The organism is Polaribacter sp. NJDZ03 (genome assembly GCF_019263805.1).
In the GTDB taxonomy this organism is placed as follows: domain Bacteria; phylum Bacteroidota; class Bacteroidia; order Flavobacteriales; family Flavobacteriaceae; genus Polaribacter.
Genome location: NZ_CP079195.1, coordinates 3,120,744 through 3,138,851, shown reverse-complemented (window position 1 = coordinate 3,138,851; position 18,108 = coordinate 3,120,744). Strand labels below are relative to the sequence as shown.

The 18,108-nt window shown below is 30.1% G+C and carries 12 protein-coding genes; 11 read left to right on the top strand and 1 reads right to left on the bottom strand.

Going from position 1 to position 18,108, the window contains the following annotated elements:
- Positions 1-10 precede the first annotated feature (10 nt).
- Positions 11-2,398, top strand: coding sequence for a GAF domain-containing protein (locus KV700_RS13380; protein ID WP_166387818.1), 2,388 nt, complete (start codon positions 11-13; stop codon positions 2,396-2,398).
- Here the strand turns inward: KV700_RS13380 and KV700_RS13375 are convergent.
- Positions 2,395-3,597, bottom strand: a complete 1,203-nt coding sequence (locus tag KV700_RS13375) for a Pycsar system effector family protein (protein WP_218598181.1) — start codon at positions 3,595-3,597, stop codon at positions 2,395-2,397. The genes KV700_RS13380 and KV700_RS13375 overlap by 4 nt on opposite strands.
- 195 nt (positions 3,598-3,792) lie before the next feature.
- Between KV700_RS13375 and msrB the strand changes: the two genes are divergently transcribed.
- From msrB to KV700_RS13325, 10 genes are all read left to right on the top strand, one after another.
- The gene (gene msrB, locus KV700_RS13370; RefSeq protein ID WP_166387822.1) at positions 3,793-4,239 is read left to right on the top strand and encodes a peptide-methionine (R)-S-oxide reductase MsrB; all 447 of its coding nucleotides are present in this window, start codon (positions 3,793-3,795) and stop codon (positions 4,237-4,239) included.
- A 111-nt stretch (positions 4,240-4,350) separates the two neighbouring features.
- The gene (gene msrA / locus KV700_RS13365; RefSeq protein WP_218598180.1) at positions 4,351-4,887 is read left to right on the top strand and encodes a peptide-methionine (S)-S-oxide reductase MsrA; all 537 of its coding nucleotides are present in this window, start codon (positions 4,351-4,353) and stop codon (positions 4,885-4,887) included.
- A 45-nt stretch (positions 4,888-4,932) separates the two neighbouring features.
- A complete protein-coding gene (locus KV700_RS13360) occupies positions 4,933-5,169 on the top strand; it encodes a glutaredoxin domain-containing protein (RefSeq protein ID WP_218598179.1) in 237 nt (78 codons plus the stop codon).
- Positions 5,169-6,725, top strand: coding sequence for a YdiU family protein (locus KV700_RS13355; protein WP_166387855.1), 1,557 nt, complete (start codon positions 5,169-5,171; stop codon positions 6,723-6,725). Before KV700_RS13360 ends, KV700_RS13355 begins: the two co-directional genes overlap by 1 nt.
- Before the next feature lie 64 nt (positions 6,726-6,789).
- Complete coding sequence (locus tag KV700_RS13350; protein ID WP_218598178.1) at positions 6,790-7,734, top strand: aldo/keto reductase; 945 nt, start codon at positions 6,790-6,792, stop codon at positions 7,732-7,734.
- A complete protein-coding gene (locus tag KV700_RS13345) occupies positions 7,725-8,243 on the top strand; it encodes a peptide-methionine (S)-S-oxide reductase (protein WP_218598177.1) in 519 nt (172 codons plus the stop codon). Before KV700_RS13350 ends, KV700_RS13345 begins: the two co-directional genes overlap by 10 nt.
- 12 nt (positions 8,244-8,255) lie before the next feature.
- Positions 8,256-9,473, top strand: a complete 1,218-nt coding sequence (locus tag KV700_RS13340; protein WP_218598176.1) for a bifunctional alpha/beta hydrolase/OsmC family protein — start codon at positions 8,256-8,258, stop codon at positions 9,471-9,473.
- 172 nt (positions 9,474-9,645) lie between these two features.
- The gene (locus KV700_RS13335) at positions 9,646-14,682 is read left to right on the top strand and encodes a translocation/assembly module TamB (protein ID WP_218598175.1); all 5,037 of its coding nucleotides are present in this window, start codon (positions 9,646-9,648) and stop codon (positions 14,680-14,682) included.
- A gap of 7 nt (positions 14,683-14,689) precedes the next feature.
- On the top strand, positions 14,690-16,984 hold the full coding sequence (locus KV700_RS13330) for a BamA/TamA family outer membrane protein (protein WP_218599883.1): 2,295 nt from the start codon (positions 14,690-14,692) through the stop codon (positions 16,982-16,984).
- 103 nt (positions 16,985-17,087) lie between these two features.
- Entirely contained in the window at positions 17,088-18,107 is a 1,020-nt protein-coding gene (locus KV700_RS13325) for an XdhC family protein (RefSeq protein ID WP_218598174.1), read from the top strand.
- Position 18,108: the final 1 nt, after the last annotated feature.

Genomic DNA, 18,108 nt, shown 5'->3' with positions numbered 1-18,108 from the left:
TTTATAAGACATGAAAATTATTGAATCTAAGTTAGCAGCTGAAACAGATTTACCATTACAACTAAACGTATCTTTTAACAAGGTTTTTGACTTGTTTGAAAAGTATGCGGATATTGAATATGCAAAACATCCATATCATAGTTCTGCTAAAAAAATGGTGCAATTAATTAACAAGCATCCAGAATTAAATGATGGTTTTTCTGATTACTCTTTATTAGATAAATATAAAGAACAGATAGATTTATTACTAAACCCCTTATTTCCAGAACCTTTATTATTAAATGAAATAAAAGCAGCAAGTATTCCTTTCTCTTTTACTTCTTTTAAATTTACAAATCGTTTTGAAAATATTTTAAAAAATGCAGGTGATAATTTCGAATTAAATGTTCGGAATTTTGAAGAAGACAGTATGTACATTATGGCATGTACATTTATTTTAAGCTTTGTTCATGGTTTTAATGTTGATCTAAAAAGACCCTTCTATTTTGATATTCCAGATAGTACAACTGGAACAATGAAATATTATAGAACCACCTTTAATGGTGATTTTTCTGAAATTACAGCTACAGAAAATGCACCGAAATTAACAGAAAAAGATTTTAAAGAATTACTTAATAACTTTGATAATGTAGCCTTATGGAAAGAGAAATTCCCTCCGAATAGTTATATTTTTAAAGGATTTGGACTTATTAGTTTGTTTGATGTTACTTCAGAGGAAATGTTGTCTTCTATTAAAGCAAACCTATTAGAAGGCGGACAAGATTTAATTCCGAAGCTTCAAAGTAATTTAAGAGATTTTTACAGTATTAGAGATTTAAAATTGGGGTATTCTATTTTTGATAACGTCAATGCTAAAATTTGTGAAACACAGGTTAATAAATCCAATAGTTTAATTTTAAACCATGGATCAGAAATAAATTGCGATTCAGGCTATTTTTGCAACGTTATATTGCAAAAAGTATTTAAAGACCATGAAACTTTTATCATTTCTGACGTATCTGAATATGGATTAAAAACAAATAATAATCTTTTTTCTCAGAACCTTCAAGAAAACAATATTCAGAGTATTATACTTATCCCTATTAAAGCAACAGACAATGGAGACTTGGCTTTATTAGAAATTGCTTCACCAAGGGCGTATGATTTAAACTCTGTAAACATCAATAAATTAAAAGATATAATTCCTGTTTTTGAAGCCGCTGTAAAAAGAACTTCAGAAGAGCGTCAAAATATATTAGAAGCTACCATTCAAGAAAATTATACATCTATACATAGTTCTGTAAAATGGCGTTTTTATGAAGCTGCAGAAAAATACCATGCAGCTCGTCAAAGTAATAGCAATGCAAAATTAGACGAAATTGTATTTAATGAAGTGTATCCGTTGTTTGGGCAAAGCGATATAAAAGGGTCTTCTATTGCTAGAAATGAAGCAATTCAAGAAGATTTAACCACGCAATTAACCTTAGCAATTACAGTATTAAAAGATGCCTGTAAAACAGAAAGACTTCCTATTTATAATGAGTTAATGTTTAGGGTTACCTCTTATTTAAATGATGTTAAAAAAGGTTTAAATGCAGGTGATGAAATAAGTATTTTAGATTTTTTAAGCAGAGAGATCTATCCTGTTTTTAATCATATTAATAAAATTAGTACAGAACTCTCTCAGAAAGTGAGTGTTTATATGAACCGTTTAGATAAAAATCTAAATGTGGTATATGAAAAAAGAAAAGAGTATGAGAATAGTGTTACACTTTTAAATGACAAATTAGCACAATTCTTAGACAACAAACAAAAGCAAGCACAAGAAATGTTTCCTCATTATTTTGAGCGATACAAAACAGATGGTGTAGAGTACAATATGTACATAGGCCAAACAATTACAAAAAATAAAACGTTTGATAGTTTGTATTTATACAACCTACGTTTGTGGCAATTACAAACCACTTATGAAATGGAAAACTTGGCATTTTATGAGCGTAAAAACATGCAACATGATTTACAAGTAGCTTCTTTAATTCTAGTACATAGCAATGCAATGGCTATTAAATTTAGAATGGATGAAAAGCAGTTTGATGTAGACGGAGCTTATAATATTAGATACGAAATTATAAAAAAGAGAATTGACAAAGCAAACATTAAAGGAACAAATAACCGTTTAACAGTTCCTGGAAAAATTGCCATTGTATATTCTCAAGATAAAGATGCTACAGAGTACATAAAGTACATTAATTACTTACAATCTAAAAATCAATTAGGAAAAATTGAATTCTTAGAATTAGAAGACTTACAAGGTGCTTCCGGATTAAAAGCATTACGAGTTGAGGTTAAATATCAAGAAAATTTTGATGAAACCAAAACCATAACTTTTAATGATTTGATAAAAGAAATTGAAGCTTAAGCAACAATTTCTAAACCATAAAAAGAAATTGCAAAAGCTAACACACTTACAATAATACCAATCATAAAAACGGTATATGTAATTCTTAATATTTTATATTTTCTATTTAAAACCAAGCCTAAAAAGTACAGATCTTTGGTTAAAGAGCCATATAAATAATCTCTATCTTGCATCATCTCTTGAATTCCCCATTCAAAATCTGGTAATTTCATTTGATGAAAATTACCAAAGAATAATAAGTTTACCTTTTTATTAGCCACATCTTCCTTAGTAAATTTACCTTCGGTAACATTTGGTCTTGTAGCCAAAATAGATAATATTATAGAGGCAACAGTAAAAACAACAAAAATTACTGTAGGTATAATTAAGTAGCTATTAGAAGGCTTGTCTAACTTTGGTATTAAATTAGCCATTGCTAAAGAAACAATAATAGCATTTACAGAAAGTAAAATATTTGCTTTCGTATCTGCAATATTACTTAATGTCATGTGGTTTTTTAAAGCCACTCTAAACATGGTTTCCACACCTCTCTCTGGAACTTCACTTTTATTTTTCTTCAATTTTAATGCTTCTTTTTTCTGCTTAAACTTTGCTGAATCTTCTTTTGTTTTATGTTGATTTTTTAATAATTTAGAGACATTCTTATCTTTTCTTGTACTCCAATTTTTTAAAGCATAAACGGTATGAAATTTATGTTCTTTTGTTAAAAAATCTATGTTTATCTCATTCCATTCTGTATCTAAAAACTTCTTATTTTCTGTACTTTCCCATTCTTTTCTTAACAACTCTAACTTATCTATAAAACTTTTACTTCCTAAATGTGCACAATCTGCATCCATTATAATCTGCTCTAAAACATCATCAGATTGATGTCCCATTTTAGTAGCTAAAATCAATTTAGAGATTGCTTCTATTCTTTCTGCATCAACATTGTTGTCTTTTAAAAAACTGGTAGCTATTTTTACACTTTCGGCCTCATGATTTTTTGCACCTTTTATAAAACCGGTATCATGAAACAAAGCTGCAAGCTGTAAATTTTCTTTAGAAATTGCATCAATATTTAAATTTTTTGCAAGCTCCGAGGTATAAGCAACTACATCTTGTGTATGTGTTATGTTATGATATACATAAACAGCATCTAACTCCTTATTTAATAAATTAAAAACATATTTTTCTGCAGTAACAGTTAAGGTGCTCATTGTAAAATTATTTTATAAATAAATAGGAATAAATGATCATTCATTCCCCTACTCTATCAATATTGGTCGTAAATTTATGTTTTGCTTTCAACCGCCCACAAATTAACAATTATTTGTAAGGTAACAAGTGTTTATACGTCTAAAAATGTGATCGCATTACAAAATTAATATTTTAAAAAAGAAAGAAATCAAAATATGCTTACTTGGAAAGAAATTATCAATTTTAGTGTTAAAGGAAATCCAACTCCAGATAAAAGAGTAGAGAAATCCGAAAAAGAATGGAGAGCTCAATTAACAGAAGAGCAATTTAGAATTACAAGACAAAAAGGAACAGAAAGACCAAATTCTGGTGCTTTGTGCAGTATTTATGATGAAGGCCAATATAACTGTGTTTGTTGTAACACACCACTATTTGATTCTACCATAAAGTTTGAGTCTAGTTCTGGTTGGCCAAGTTTTACGCAACCTATTAAAGAGAATGCCATTAAATATCACAAAGATGTTTCTTTTGGTATGGTGCGAGTTGAAGTGATGTGCAATACCTGTGACGGACATTTAGGTCACATTTTTCCTGATGGGCCAGAACCAAGTGGATTGCGTTATTGTATTAACTCAGAATCTATGGTTATTGATAAAAAATAATTTAATTAAAAAAAAGTCTAATGTCATTCCGAACGAGGAACGAGGAGGAATCTTATTATTAATATAGAGATTACTCCGTCATTCTTCTTCGTAATGACAGAGAAAATATAAATGAATAAAAATTTACAAACTGCCACTTTAGGAGGTGGATGTTTTTGGTGTACAGAAGCTGTATTCCAAGAAGTAAAAGGCGTAGAAAAAGTAGTTTCTGGTTATGCAGGTGGTAATGTTCCTGGAGAACCAACCTACAGAGAAATTTGCTCTGGTTTAACAGGTCATGCAGAAGTAATTCAAATAACGTATGATGCAAATATTATTTCTTACGAAGATATTTTAGTTATTTTTATGACCACGCACGATCCTACAACCCTAAATCAGCAAGGTGCAGATAGAGGAACACAATATAGATCTGTGGTTTTTTATCATGATGAAAACCAGCAAAAAATTGCTTCAGAAGTTTTAAAACAGATTCAAGATTATTATAATAACAAGATAGTTACTGAGTTAAGTGCTTTACCTATTTTTTATAAAGCAACAGAAGAGCATCAAAATTATTATAGAGAAAATACACAACAAGGATATTGTAGTTTTGTTATTGAGCCAAAATTAGCTAAATTGAGAAAATTACATGCAGATAAATTGACGTAATTCTATCCTTTCTGCCTAGGCAGGAATCCTTTTTTAGTAAATAAAATGATAAAATTACTTGGCACAGAAAGCTGTCATAAAACTCAATATTATAAAACATTTTTAGAAACGCGTAATTTAGATTACGCGTTTTTAGATGTAAAAAAGAATGAGATTTTTGCCGAACAATTACGTAACTTGTATGAAAATAGAAAACTAAATTTTCCTACAATTACTATTAATGATAAAAAACTAAGAAATCCTTCAGATAAAGATTTGATTAAATGGATTGACACATTATGATGAAACTAAATATAAAAGATACTTTTACTTCAGAACTGCCTGCAGATTCTAATTTAGAAAACTCAAGAAGACAAGTAGAAAATGCTGCTTTTTCTTTTGCAAATCCTAAGAAAACTGCAAAACCAGCAATTTTACACGTTTCACCAGAAATGGCTGCTGAATTGGGTATTTCAAAAGAAGATTTAAAATCTGAATTCTTTAAAAACATTGTTACCGGAAATGAAATTTATCCGAATACAAAACCGTTTGCAATGTGTTATGGCGGACATCAATTTGGCAATTGGGCAGGACAATTAGGAGACGGAAGAGCTATTAATTTATTTGAAGTTGAACATCAACATAAGAACTGGAAAGTACAATTAAAAGGAGCAGGCGAAACGCCGTATTCTAGAACTGCAGATGGTTTGGCGGTTTTACGTTCTTCTGTAAGAGAATATTTATGTGCAGAAGCTATGTTTCATTTAGGAGTTCCTACCACAAGATCTTTGTCTTTAAGTTTATCTGGTGATACTGTTTTACGAGATGTTTTATACGACGGAAATCCGGCTTATGAAAAAGGGGCTATTGTTTCTAGAATTTCACCGAGCTTTTTACGTTTTGGAAGTTTCGAGATTTTTGCAGCTAGAAAAGACACCGAAAATTTAAAGGGTTTGGTAGATTATACCATCAAACATCATTTTCCGCATTTAGGAGCTCCATCAAAAGAAAGTTATATCAACTTTTTTAAGGAAGTTTCTGAGCGTACGTTAAAAATGATTATCGATTGGCAACGTGTTGGTTTTGTACACGGTGTAATGAATACCGATAACATGTCTATCTTAGGTTTAACCATAGATTTTGGACCTTATGGTTGGTTAGAAGGTTTCGATTTTGGCTGGACACCAAATACAACAGACAGTCAACACAAACGTTACCGTTACGGAAATCAGCCAAATATTGGTTTGTGGAATTTATATCAATTGGCAAATGCTTTGTATCCAATTATTGAAGAAGTAGATCCTTTAAATGCAATCTTAGAGCAATATAAAATTGATTTTGAAACCCAATCTTTATTAATGATGAAATCGAAGTTAGGTTTGGTTTCTTCGGATGAAGAGGACGTAAGACTGATACAAGAATTAGAAGATAATATACAATTGGTAGAAACAGACATGACAATTTTCTTTAGAAATTTAAGTCGTTTTTCTGATACAACAACCGCTTTTAAATTGATAGAAGATGCTTTTTACGATTTAGAAAACATTTCTAAAGAAGTAGAGAACAGATGGAATACTTGGTTTAAAAAGTATGCGAATAGACTTGCTATAGAAAGAATTTCATCCGAAGAAAGAAAAGAACAAATGGATTTGGTAAATCCTAAATATGTGCTTAGAAACTATATGTCTCAACTAGCAATTGATGAAGCAGATAAAGGAAATTATACTTTAATTGATGAATTGTTTCAACTATTAAAAAAACCATATGCAGAACAATCAGAAAGCGAAAAATGGTTTGCAAAAAGACCAGAATGGGCACGGAATAAAGTAGGTTGCTCTATGTTATCTTGTAGCTCTTAAAACTATATACAATTAAGACCTCACAAATTTAAAAAGCTGTGAGGTCTCTTAAAATAATACAAACATGAAATTAGGATTAGGAACCGCAGCTTTAGGAAGGCCACAATACATTAATGTTCGTACAGAAAGCTGTGACAACTCCAACTTAGCTGAATTTAGAAAACACAGTTTTTCTGTATTAGAAGAAGCATATAATTTAGGAATCCGTTATTTTGATACGGCTCCTGGTTATGGTTTGGCCGAAGATTTGGTCTTAGAATGGTTGAAAACTAAAAATGATAAAACAATTGAAATTGCTACAAAATGGGGATATACGTACACCGCAAATTTTGATGCGAATGCAACAGTTCACGAAGTAAAAGAACATAGTTTATCTAAATTAAAAGAACAATGGGATTTTTCTAAACAGCTTCTACCCTACTTAAAAGTATATCAAATTCATTCTGCCACTTTAGAAACGGGCGTATTAGAAAATAAAGAAGTCTTAGAATATTTAGCTTATTTAAAAAAAGAATTCAACCTAAAAATAGGTTTGACAACCACAGGAACCAACCAGGTGGAAGTAATTAAAAAAGCACTGAATGTTTTGGTTGATGGAACACCCGTTTTTGATGTATTCCAAGTAACTTATAATTTCTTAGACCAAAGTTTACAAGAAGTTTTAGACGAATTAGTGCATCAAAATAAATCGATAGTCATTAAAGAAGCTTTGGCTAATGGAAGAGTTTTTAAGAATGAAAGCTATCCTCATTACGCCAAAATGTATGCAACTTTAGAAAATTTAGCTAAAAAGAACCAGGTTAGTGTGGATGCAATTTCTCTAAAATATTGCGAGCAAACAATTCCGGAAAGTATTGTTTTAAGTGGCGCAAGTACAACCGCACAATTAAAAGAGAACCTAAAACTGAATTCTTTCACCTTATCTGCTGATGAAATTGAAGTCTTAAATACTTTAAAAATTGCTCCAGATCTATATTGGACAGAAAGAAAACAATTGGCATGGAATTAACCAAAGTCGCTTTTGGTGGTGGTTGTCATTGGTGTACAGAAGCTGTTTTCCAAATGTTAATTGGTGTAGAAAAAGTAGAACAAGGTTGGGTTGCATCCATAGAAAAAAATAATACATTTTCTGAAGCTGTTATTGTTTATTTTGATCTTGAAAAAATCAATTTAAAAACATTGATTGAAATCCACTTATTAACACATAAAAGTACGAGTAATCATTCTATGCGAACAAAATATCGTTCTGCTATTTATTATTTCACACAGCAACAAAAAGAAGATTGTTTAAAAATAATAGAAAAGTTACAAGTCGGTTTTAAATATAAAATAATTACTAAAGTTTTAGAATTTAAAGACTTTAAACCGAATACAGAAGAATTTCAGAATTATTATCAATCAAATCCTGATAAACCTTTTTGTAAGAATTACATCAACCCAAAGTTGACATTCTTATTACAAAAATTCTCAAAGAACATTGACATACGTAAAGTTACTCATCTTATTCCGACTACTTAAAAAATCAAAATAATGAACACTGTTAGATTAGAAATTGAAAATAAAAAAGGCTTAAAGTTACAAGCGTATTTAGAATTGCCTGCAAATGAAAAACCAAATCAATTTGCCATTTTTGCACATTGTTTTTCTTGCAATAGTAATTTTAATGCGGTAAAAAACATCAGTCGTTCTTTATCTAATCATGGTTTTGGCGTTTTACGTTTCGATTTTACAGGACTAGGAAGAAGTGAAGGCGAATTTGCTGAAAGTCACTTTTCTGCCAACGTAGAAGATTTATTAGCAGTGAATGCTTTTTTAGAAAAAAACTACAAAGCACCATCCTTATTAGTTGGTCATTCTTTGGGTGGAGCAGCAGTTATTGTTGCAGCTTCAAAATTAGAAAACATAAAAGCAGTTGCCACTGTTGGCGCTCCTGCAACCGTTAGTCACGTAACTCATTTATTTTCTCATGGAACAGCCGAAATTCCAGAAAAAGGCGACGTAGAAGTAAAAATTGGAGGTCGTCCTTTTAAAATAAATCAAGAATTTGTAAACGATTTTAGTAAAACAGATTTACCTAAAATCATTAAAAACTTACGCAAACCAATCTTGGTAATGCATGCTCCTTTTGATAATGTGGTTGGTATAGAAAATGCACATGAAATTTATCATAATGCCATGCATCCAAAGAGTTTTGTAAGTTTAGACGATGCAGATCATTTATTATCAAAATCTTCAGACAGCATTTATGTGGGTAATATGATTGGTACTTGGGTGGAGCGTTATTTTGAACCTGAAGAAAATAATATGATTTCTACGGAAGGTGAACAATTAGTTGGTCATTTAAACTTGTTAGAAGATAATTTTACCACTTCTATTCAAACTAAAAAACACTCGTTTATTGCAGATGAACCAACAAGTGTTGGTGGTGATGATTTTGGTCCTTCTCCGTATGATTTTTTAAGCGCAGGTTTAGCAGCATGTACTGTAATGACCTTAAAAATGTATGCAGAGCGTAAAAAATGGGATTTACAAGAGGTTTTTGTATACATAACCTATTCCAAAAAACATAGTGACGATTTAGGTATTGCTGTAGAAAAACCAACCAGATTTGATCATTTAAATAAAAAATTAAAATTTGTTGGAAATCTAGATGAAAAACAAATACTACGTCTAAAAGAAATTGCAGCTAAATGCCCTGTTCACAAAACATTACAAAGCGAAGTTATTATTGAAACTGAAATTATCTAATTTTAATACTTAGAACATTTATCCTCTTTAAAACAGCAAAAACTTTTTCAAAATAGGATTTTTAAAACATGAAATCGTTAAGATTTATCAAAAGAGTCAAAAATTTATGATATAAGGACAATTTGAATAGAAATAGCAAGTTACATTTGCACAACTAAAATTGTATGTAACAGTGTCTAAAAAAATAAAGAATACAAAATATCGCTTTTTAAGAAGATTCTTACGAGTCCTTTTAGGCTTTTTTATTTTCATTACGCTGTTAATTCTATTTATTAGAAGTCCGTGGGGACAAAGTATTATTGTTAACAAAGCAGTAAACTTTGTTACCGACAAAACAAATACTAAAATTACTGTAGACAAGCTTTTTTTAACTTTTAAAGGTGGCTTGCAACTAGACGGTTTGTATGTAGAAGACACCAAAGGAGACACTTTGGTATATTCTAAATCTTTAGAAGCAAACTTACCTCTTTGGGCAATGATTAATGGAGGTGCCGTTGGTGTAGATTATTTAGAATGGAATGGTTTACGTGCCAACATTATAAGAAAAGACAGTCTTACTGGGTATAACTTTCAGTTTTTAATAGATGCTTTTGCTTCCGAAGAACCAACTCCGGTTGTTGAAAAAACAACTTCGGAGCCTTTAGATATTGTTCTTGGAAATCTTGAATTATCAAATATTAATGTTGTTTTTGATGATGCTGTTTTAGGGATTGACAGTCATTTTAAAATTGGAAATCTAACTGCCAATATGGATAAAGTTGATTTACAAAAAATGATTTTTAATGCTGATAAAATTTCGCTGTCTAATACCAATATTAAACTTATTCAAAAACCAGTAATTTCAAATACCTCAACAACAGAATCTGTTTTACCTACTTTATCTGTAAATAAATTCTCTTTAAAAAATGTAAAAGCATATTTTAAAAACCCACAAGATCAATTAATTGCAAATGTAACAATTACTGATTTTTATACAGAAATCCCTGAAATTAATTTATCTACAAACAAAATAAACCTTACCACTCTTCAGCTTAAAAATTCTGATGTTCTCTTAAAAACAGTTTCAACAAATACTGCAACCGTTAAGGAAGTACCAAACAATGATCTAGCTTTTAACTGGCCAGATTTTGACGTACAAGTAAATGATGTTAACTTAGAAAATAACAAGATTCAGTATTTTGTAAACAATGAAAAAGTTGTCTCAAATAGTTTTAATCTGAATGCACTTGTTTTAGAAGATCTAACCTTAAAAGCATCCGATATTTTCTTGAAAGACAAAAAAGCCGGTTTGCAATTAAATACTTTTAATTTTGAAGAAAAATCTGGTTTTAGATTGAGAAAACTCACTTTAAATGCAGAAATAACAGATACAGATTTAAAAGTTTCCGATCTTAAAATAGCATTCAAAAAAAGTATGATTACTGGTTTTGCAAATGCGAATTACACATCGCTTTCTCAATTCATTTCATCACCAGAAAAAACAACTATTAACATAGGCGTTCCGTCTTTCTCACTCTTTTTAGATGAACTTTTTACGTTTCAGCCGAGTTTAAAACAAAATGAATATCTAACCAAATTAAGTAAAAAAGAACTTTTTGGTGAAGTAAATATAAATGGAGTTTTAGCTGATTTAAATATTGCCAACACCAACCTTAATTGGGGGAATTATACCAAAATATCTTTAGATGGAAACATCAAAAACAGTACAAAACCAGATAAGTTACAGCTAAACATACCAAATTTTAAAGCAAAGACAAAACGAAATGATCTTTTACAAATTGTAGACGAAAAAGCATTGGGCATTCATTTACCAGAAAATATTTTAATAACTAGTAATGCAAAAGGTACTTTAAGTAATATTATTACCAATACAAAAATAAAGACTTCGCAAGGTACTGCAACGATTAAAGGAAACTTTAAAAATGATGCTAAAATTAGCTACAATACAGATATACAAATTGAAAATTACAATATTGGTACTCTTTTAATGAATCCTAATTTTGGTGAATTAAGTGTGCAATTAAAATCGGAAGGAAGCGGTAAAAGTATTCAAGATTTAGACGCCACTCTACAGACGACCATTTCTAAGTTTCAGTTAGAAAAGTATGAAATTAAAGACTTACAAATAGAAGGAAATTTAAAAAACAGTATTGGAAAAATCACTTCAATATATAAAGATAAAAATTTAAACTTAGATTTAATAGCAAATGTAAAGTTAGACTCTGTAAATACAAAAGCAACTGTAAATTTAAATCTAATTGGTGCAGATTTAGAAGCACTGGGTATTATGCAGCGTAAAGTAAAAACGGGCATGGAACTTTCTTTAGATTTTACAGGAAACTCAGAAAAATACACTTTAAAGAGTACTATAAAAAACGGTGTAGCTGTATATAATAACAGAACTTTTTTAGTAGGAGACTTTGCTGTTAATGCCTTTGTAGCTAAAGATACAACAGCTGTTTCTATCAAAAATAGAATGATTGATTTAAACTTAGAATCAAACACAGACCCACAAACTTTTAGCAGCGCTTTACAACGTCATGTTGCTAGTTATTTTTATAGAGATGTTACAATTTCTGACAGTATTAAAAGCCCTGTAAATTTAAAGTTAAAAGCAAAAATTTCTCAAACACCACTTTTAACAGATGTCTTCTTGGTAAATTTAAAAGATTTGGATACTATAAATATTGATGTCGATTTTAAAGAGAAAAAACGAAAACTAACTGCTAATATTACAGCTCCTCACATTAATTTTAGCGATAATGAATTAGACAGTTTGTCTTTTTCTATGCTTACAGATAATGAAGATTTCAATTTTAATTTAGGTTTTAAAGAAATTAAAGCAGGCCCTTTAAATGTGCCAAAAACCATTATTAAAGGTATTCAACAAAACAACGAATTATCACTTAATTTTTTAGGTTTCTATAAAGGAGAAAAATTGATGAATGTAAACACAACCATCTCTGGAAACAGCGATAAATTAAAGTTTATCATAGATCAAGATAGTTTATTCTTAAATAGTACTCAATGGAAAATTCCAAACACAAATGCCGTTGTATTTGAAAATAATAAACTCACATTCTCTGATTTTAAAATCAGTAAAGACAATCAATCTATAGAAATTACAGATAAAATTTCTCGTATAGAAAAAGATCATATTGCTTTAAATTACAAAAATTTTAAAATAAATGAAGTTTTTAATTATTTAAGTCCTGAAAAAGAAATTGCATCAGGAACTTTAAATGGCGATTTTATTTTAGAACAACCTTTTGGTGATACTGGTATTATTGCCAATCTAAGCATTAATCAATTACAAGTGTTAAAAACAGATTTTGGTACCTTAAGTTTAGATGCTAAATCTTTAGAAAACGGAAAGTATGATTTTAATGCAGCTTTAAAAGAAGGTGCTGTAGACTTAGATTTAAAAGGAGATTATTTTGTAGATAATAATGATGCAAATTTAAATCTAGACCTACTAATTAACAACTTTAAAGTACAAGCTTTAAACACACTCTCTTTTGGTGAAATTAAAGAAACCTCTGGTAATCTTTCTGGAAACTTTAAAGTAACCGGAAAAACATCTGAACCAAAATATAAAGGGAGTTTACTTTTTACAAATGCAGCTTTTAAAGTTACCAAACTTAACGCAAAATTTAATTTACAGAACGAAACTTTACATGTAGATAATAGTGGTTTAACGTTATCTAATTTTACCATATTAGATGCAGAAAAAAATGCATTAATAGTTTCTGGAGACATTAAAACCAAGAGTTTTATAAACCCTACATTTAATTTAGATATTAAAGCAAATAAATTTAGAATACTAAATGCTACTAAAGAAGACAATGAATTGCTTTACGGAAAAGTTTCTTTTAATGTAGATGCAAAACTAACCGGAAATTTACAAATCCCTAAGTTAAATGCAAAATTAGTAGTTGGTCCAGACACAGATGTTACGTATGTATTGCCTTCTAGTTACACAAATATAGAAGAGAGAGATGGTGTTGTTGCATTTGTAAATAGAAAAAACCCAAATGCAATTTTAACCCAAAATGAAGAGCAAACAGCTACAATTACCGGGTTTGATGTAAAAGCGCTCTTAAAAATTGATAAAAAAGCAGCAGTAAAAGTTGTTATTGATAAAGAAACTGGCGATAATTTTAAGATTTCTGGTGATGGAGATTTTGTCTTATTGATGGACCCTAATGGCCGTATAACCTTAACAGGTGCTTATGAGGTTGCAAGCGGACATTATGAACTTAACTTATACAATGTTGTAGATAGAAAATTTGTTTTAGTTCCTGGAAGTAGAATTTCTTGGGCAGGAGACCCGTTAGATGCTAAATTAGACATCCATACAAGCTACACCTTAAAAACCTCTGCCTCTACCTTAATGGCATCACAAATTTCTGGAGAAGATTCATCAACCAAAAATAAATACAAACAAGTACTGCCTTTCAATGTGTATTTAAATATAGGTGGCGAATTGTTGAAACCGCAAATATCTTTTAATTTAGACATGCCAGAAGACCAACAAGGTGCCATTAGCGGTCAGGTTTATGAACGTGTACAACAAGTAAACCAACAAGAAGATGAGTTAAACAGACAAGTTTTTTCTTTATTGGTTTTAAATAGGTTTTATCCAGATGCTGGTAGCGATGGTAGTTCAGGTGGTTTTGCAACAATTGCTAAAAACAATTTAAATGACGCTGTTTCTGGACAATTAAATTCTTTTTCCGATAAAATTCTTGGAGGTTCTGGTATTGAATTAGATTTTGGTTTAAATAGTTTTACAGATTATCAAGGAGATGCTCCAACAGATAGAACACAATTGGATGTTGCTGCTCAAAAAAAATTATTTAACGACAGATTAACGGTAAGAGTTGGTAGCGAAGTAGACATACAAGGCAGCAGTTCTACGGAAGAAAAATCGCCTTTAATTGGTAATCTTAGTTTAGAATATAAAATTACAGAAGATGGTAGATACCGTGTTAGAGGTTTTAGAAAAAGTGAATTTGAGAATGTTATAGACGGACAAACTATTGTTAGCGGAATTGCATTAATTTTCACCAAAGAATTTAATGAATTTCATCAACTTTGGGATTCTATTTTGCGTGCTAAAAAAGAGAATAAAACTGCAACGAAAAAAGAAGAACAAACAGCACCAAAAGCAACAAATAATACTGAAAATTCAGAAAACAAAAAGTAAAAAAAGTTTGAAAGCATCCTATAAAAAACAGCTCTTTTTAATAGTACTATTCGTATTTATTTACGGTTGTAGTATTAAAAAATACATTCCAGAAAACAAACGTTTGTACACTGGAGCTAGCATTGTTATGAAAACCGATTCTACCGTAGAAAAGGTAAAAGAACTACAAGACGATTTGGTTACTGTATTAAGTCCTAAACCCAATACAAAGTTTTTAGGTATGCATCTTGGGTTATATTATTACTATAAAAATGAGCAAGAAAAACCTAGTTTTTTAAGTAAGTGGTTGTATAAAAAAATAGGACAAAAACCGGTCTATAAATCAGATATTAATGTTTTGGAGAATGAAAATATTTTAAGAAACAAATTAGAAAATTATGGCTTTTTCTACAGTACCATAGATGCTAACTTTAAAGAAAAAAAGAAAGAAGCAGCTATTGTTTATAATTTAAAAGTTCCTGCTCCTTATAAAATGGCTACCTATCAAATAGATAGTATGGTTTCTCCAATTTATAACGAGATAAAAAGGTTAACCACAACCAACCCTTTTCAAAAAAATAAGCGTTTCGATTTAGGAAGTTTAAAATTAGAAAGACTTCGGTTAGATGAGGCGTTAAAAAACAATGGTTATTATAATTTTAATCCAGAGTTTTTACTTTTTGAAGCCGACACTAATCAGTATAAAAACAATAGTAAAAAATATGATTTGTTTTTAAAATTAAAAGCAAACGTTCCTAAAAAATCGACCGTTCCTTATCAAGTTAAAAACATCAATATTTATCCTAACTATAATTTGGGTGACTCTACAGAAGTAAGCAGTAGTCGTTTTAATGATAAAAACTATTATCAAGATTCGGTTTATTTTAAATCAAAATATTTAGATGAATTTATCACTTTAAAAGAAGGAGAAAGATTTAACCCATCTGCTTCTAAAAACACTGCCAGAAGACTTTCTTCCATAGGTGTATATAAGTTTGTTAATATTCAATATAAAGAATTAAAAGACTCAATTACAGATACAATTGGTAGTTTAGAAGCCAATATTTTTTTATCACCATTAACAAAGCGAGCACTACGTGTAGAACTACAAGCCGTTACAAAATCTAATAATTTTGCAGGGCCAGAATTGTCTTTAACCTACAGTAACAGAAACTTATTTAAAGGAGGCGAAACATTAAATATTAGCACAAATATTGGGTATGAAACGCAAATTGCTAGTGGTAGCTCTGGTTTAAGCAGTTTAGAATTAGGCCTAAAAAGCGAACTTATTTTCCCAAGAGTTATTACTCCTTTTAAGATTAATAAAGATTATTTTGATTATTCTATTCCCAAAACCAAAACCAGCTTAAGTGCAACCTATTTAAAAAGAAGTCAACTATATACACTTTTATCTGGTACCGGTATTTTTGGGTACACCTGGAATGCAAATAAATACATTACATACGAATTTAACCCTATTTCTATAAACTACACACGTTTATCTAATACTACAGACGAATTTCAAGAAATTTTAGATAATAATTCGTTTTTACAAAGCAGTTTTGACCAACAATTTATAAGCGGACTTACATTTTCTTTTACCTATAATGAAATGTTGAATTCAGAAAAAGAACATCAATTTTTCTTACAATCTACACTAGATGTTGCTGGTAATTCTATTAGTTTGTTTGATAAAAAAACAGGTGAAACTAATAAATTTTTAGGCTTAGAATATGCACAATATGCAAAAGCAGATCTAGATCTAAGATATCATTATAATTTTGGTTCTAAAAAAGAACAAACAATTGCTACCAGATTTTTTGCTGGTTATGGATATGCTTACGGAAATTCTGATGTAATACCATTTGTAAAACAATATTATGCAGGCGGACCTTATAGCGTAAGAGCATTTAATATTAGATCTTTAGGCCCTGGAACTTATAATGATGACACTACAAAAAGTACAAGTTCATTCTTTGACAAAACAGGTAATGTTCGTTTAGAAGCAAATTTAGAATATCGTTTTCCTATTTACTCTATTTTAAAAGGAGCGGTTTTTGCAGATGCAGGTAATGTTTGGAATACCGTTTCTAATTCAGATTTTAACGATGCAGATGGTACAATTAGAGATAAATTTACGTCTAACTTTATAAATGAGTTAGGTATGGGAGCAGGTTTTGGTTTGCGCATAGATGTACAGGGATTTGTAATCCGTTTAGATTTGGCTGCACCATTTCATGATCCTTCTTTAGAAGAAAATAAACGTTGGGATTTTAGAGCAGACGAACCCGTTTTTAACTTTGCTATTGGCTATTCTTTTTAAGTTTCTATTCATTTTATAAATACAAAAATGACACGTATTTATAGTGTATTTTAAAAGAATCATAAAAAATTTTATATTTTAACCTAAATTTTAGTTTTTATTAATGAATCACGAACTTAAAGAAATTATAAATCAGGCAGTCATCAATCAACAAAAGGGACTGAAAAATGTATTGGCAACCGTAGTACATTTAGAAGGTTCTTCTTACAGAAAACCAGGTGTAAGAATGTTAATTTCTGAAGACTTTAGTTCTGTAGGTGCTGTAAGTGGTGGTTGTGTAGAAAAAGAAATTAAACACAGATCAAAAAGTGTTTTTTCTGATAACAAACCAAAAGTAATTACTTACGATGGTAGATACAAACTAGGCTGCGAGGGTATTTTATATGTTTTAATAGAACCTTTTTTTATTACTGATGAATTTCTTACTCATTTTACTAAGTCAAATTCTGAAAGAGAAACCATACATATTGCAAGCCACTTTACCGATGAAAATGAAGCTTTTGGTAATTTTGGCTCTGTAATTACTTTTTACAATAAAAAACAATTTACATTTTCTGAAGCTTTTAATTATCAGCAGAAAAAAGACGAAATAATTTTCTCCCAAATAGTACAACCAAGTTTTAGGTTGATAATTATTGGAGGAGAACACGATGCTGTAAAACTCTGTAAAGTAGCTGCTACATTAGGTTGGGAAATTGATGTGATAACTTGCGCAAAAGACTCTAAGCAAATAAATGATTTTCCAGGAGCAAATTCTGTAATTGGAGATTCTCCTGAAACCATTCAATTTACAAAAATTGAAGAAAACACCGCTATTGTAATTATGAATCATAGTTACGTACAAGACTTAAAATACGTTATAAAACTATCTGAATCCAAACCTAAATATATTGGTATTTTAGGTGCTCCAAACAGAAGAGAACGTTTATTTAACGAACTTTTTGAATTTGTTCCAGATATTTCTGATGAATTTTTAGACAACATCTATACCCCAGCAGGCTTACATATTGGTGCCCAAACTCCTGAGGAAATTGCCGTTTCTATTGTTGCAGAAATTTTATCGGTAATTAGAAAGAAAGAACCTTTTTCTTTAAGAAACCTAACCGGAAAAATACATACCTAAA

What these genes read in the sequence shown, in the direction of transcription:
- KV700_RS13355 (WP_166387855.1), top strand. Translation starts at nt 5,169, where the DNA reads ATGAAACTAAATATAAAAGATACTTTTACTTCAGAACTGCCTGCAGAT.
- msrB (WP_166387822.1), top strand. Translation starts at nt 3,793, where the DNA reads ATGCTTACTTGGAAAGAAATTATCAATTTTAGTGTTAAAGGAAATCCA.
- KV700_RS13340 (WP_218598176.1), top strand. Translation starts at nt 8,256, where the DNA reads ATGAACACTGTTAGATTAGAAATTGAAAATAAAAAAGGCTTAAAGTTA.
- KV700_RS13360 (WP_218598179.1), top strand. Translation starts at nt 4,933, where the DNA reads ATGATAAAATTACTTGGCACAGAAAGCTGTCATAAAACTCAATATTAT.
- KV700_RS13325 (WP_218598174.1), top strand. Translation starts at nt 17,088, where the DNA reads ATGAATCACGAACTTAAAGAAATTATAAATCAGGCAGTCATCAATCAA.
- KV700_RS13350 (WP_218598178.1), top strand. Translation starts at nt 6,790, where the DNA reads ATGAAATTAGGATTAGGAACCGCAGCTTTAGGAAGGCCACAATACATT.
- KV700_RS13345 (WP_218598177.1), top strand. Translation starts at nt 7,725, where the DNA reads ATGGAATTAACCAAAGTCGCTTTTGGTGGTGGTTGTCATTGGTGTACA.
- KV700_RS13380 (WP_166387818.1), top strand. Translation starts at nt 11, where the DNA reads ATGAAAATTATTGAATCTAAGTTAGCAGCTGAAACAGATTTACCATTA.
- KV700_RS13375 (WP_218598181.1), bottom strand. Translation starts at nt 3,597, where the DNA reads ATGAGCACCTTAACTGTTACTGCAGAAAAATATGTTTTTAATTTATTA.
- msrA (WP_218598180.1), top strand. Translation starts at nt 4,351, where the DNA reads ATGAATAAAAATTTACAAACTGCCACTTTAGGAGGTGGATGTTTTTGG.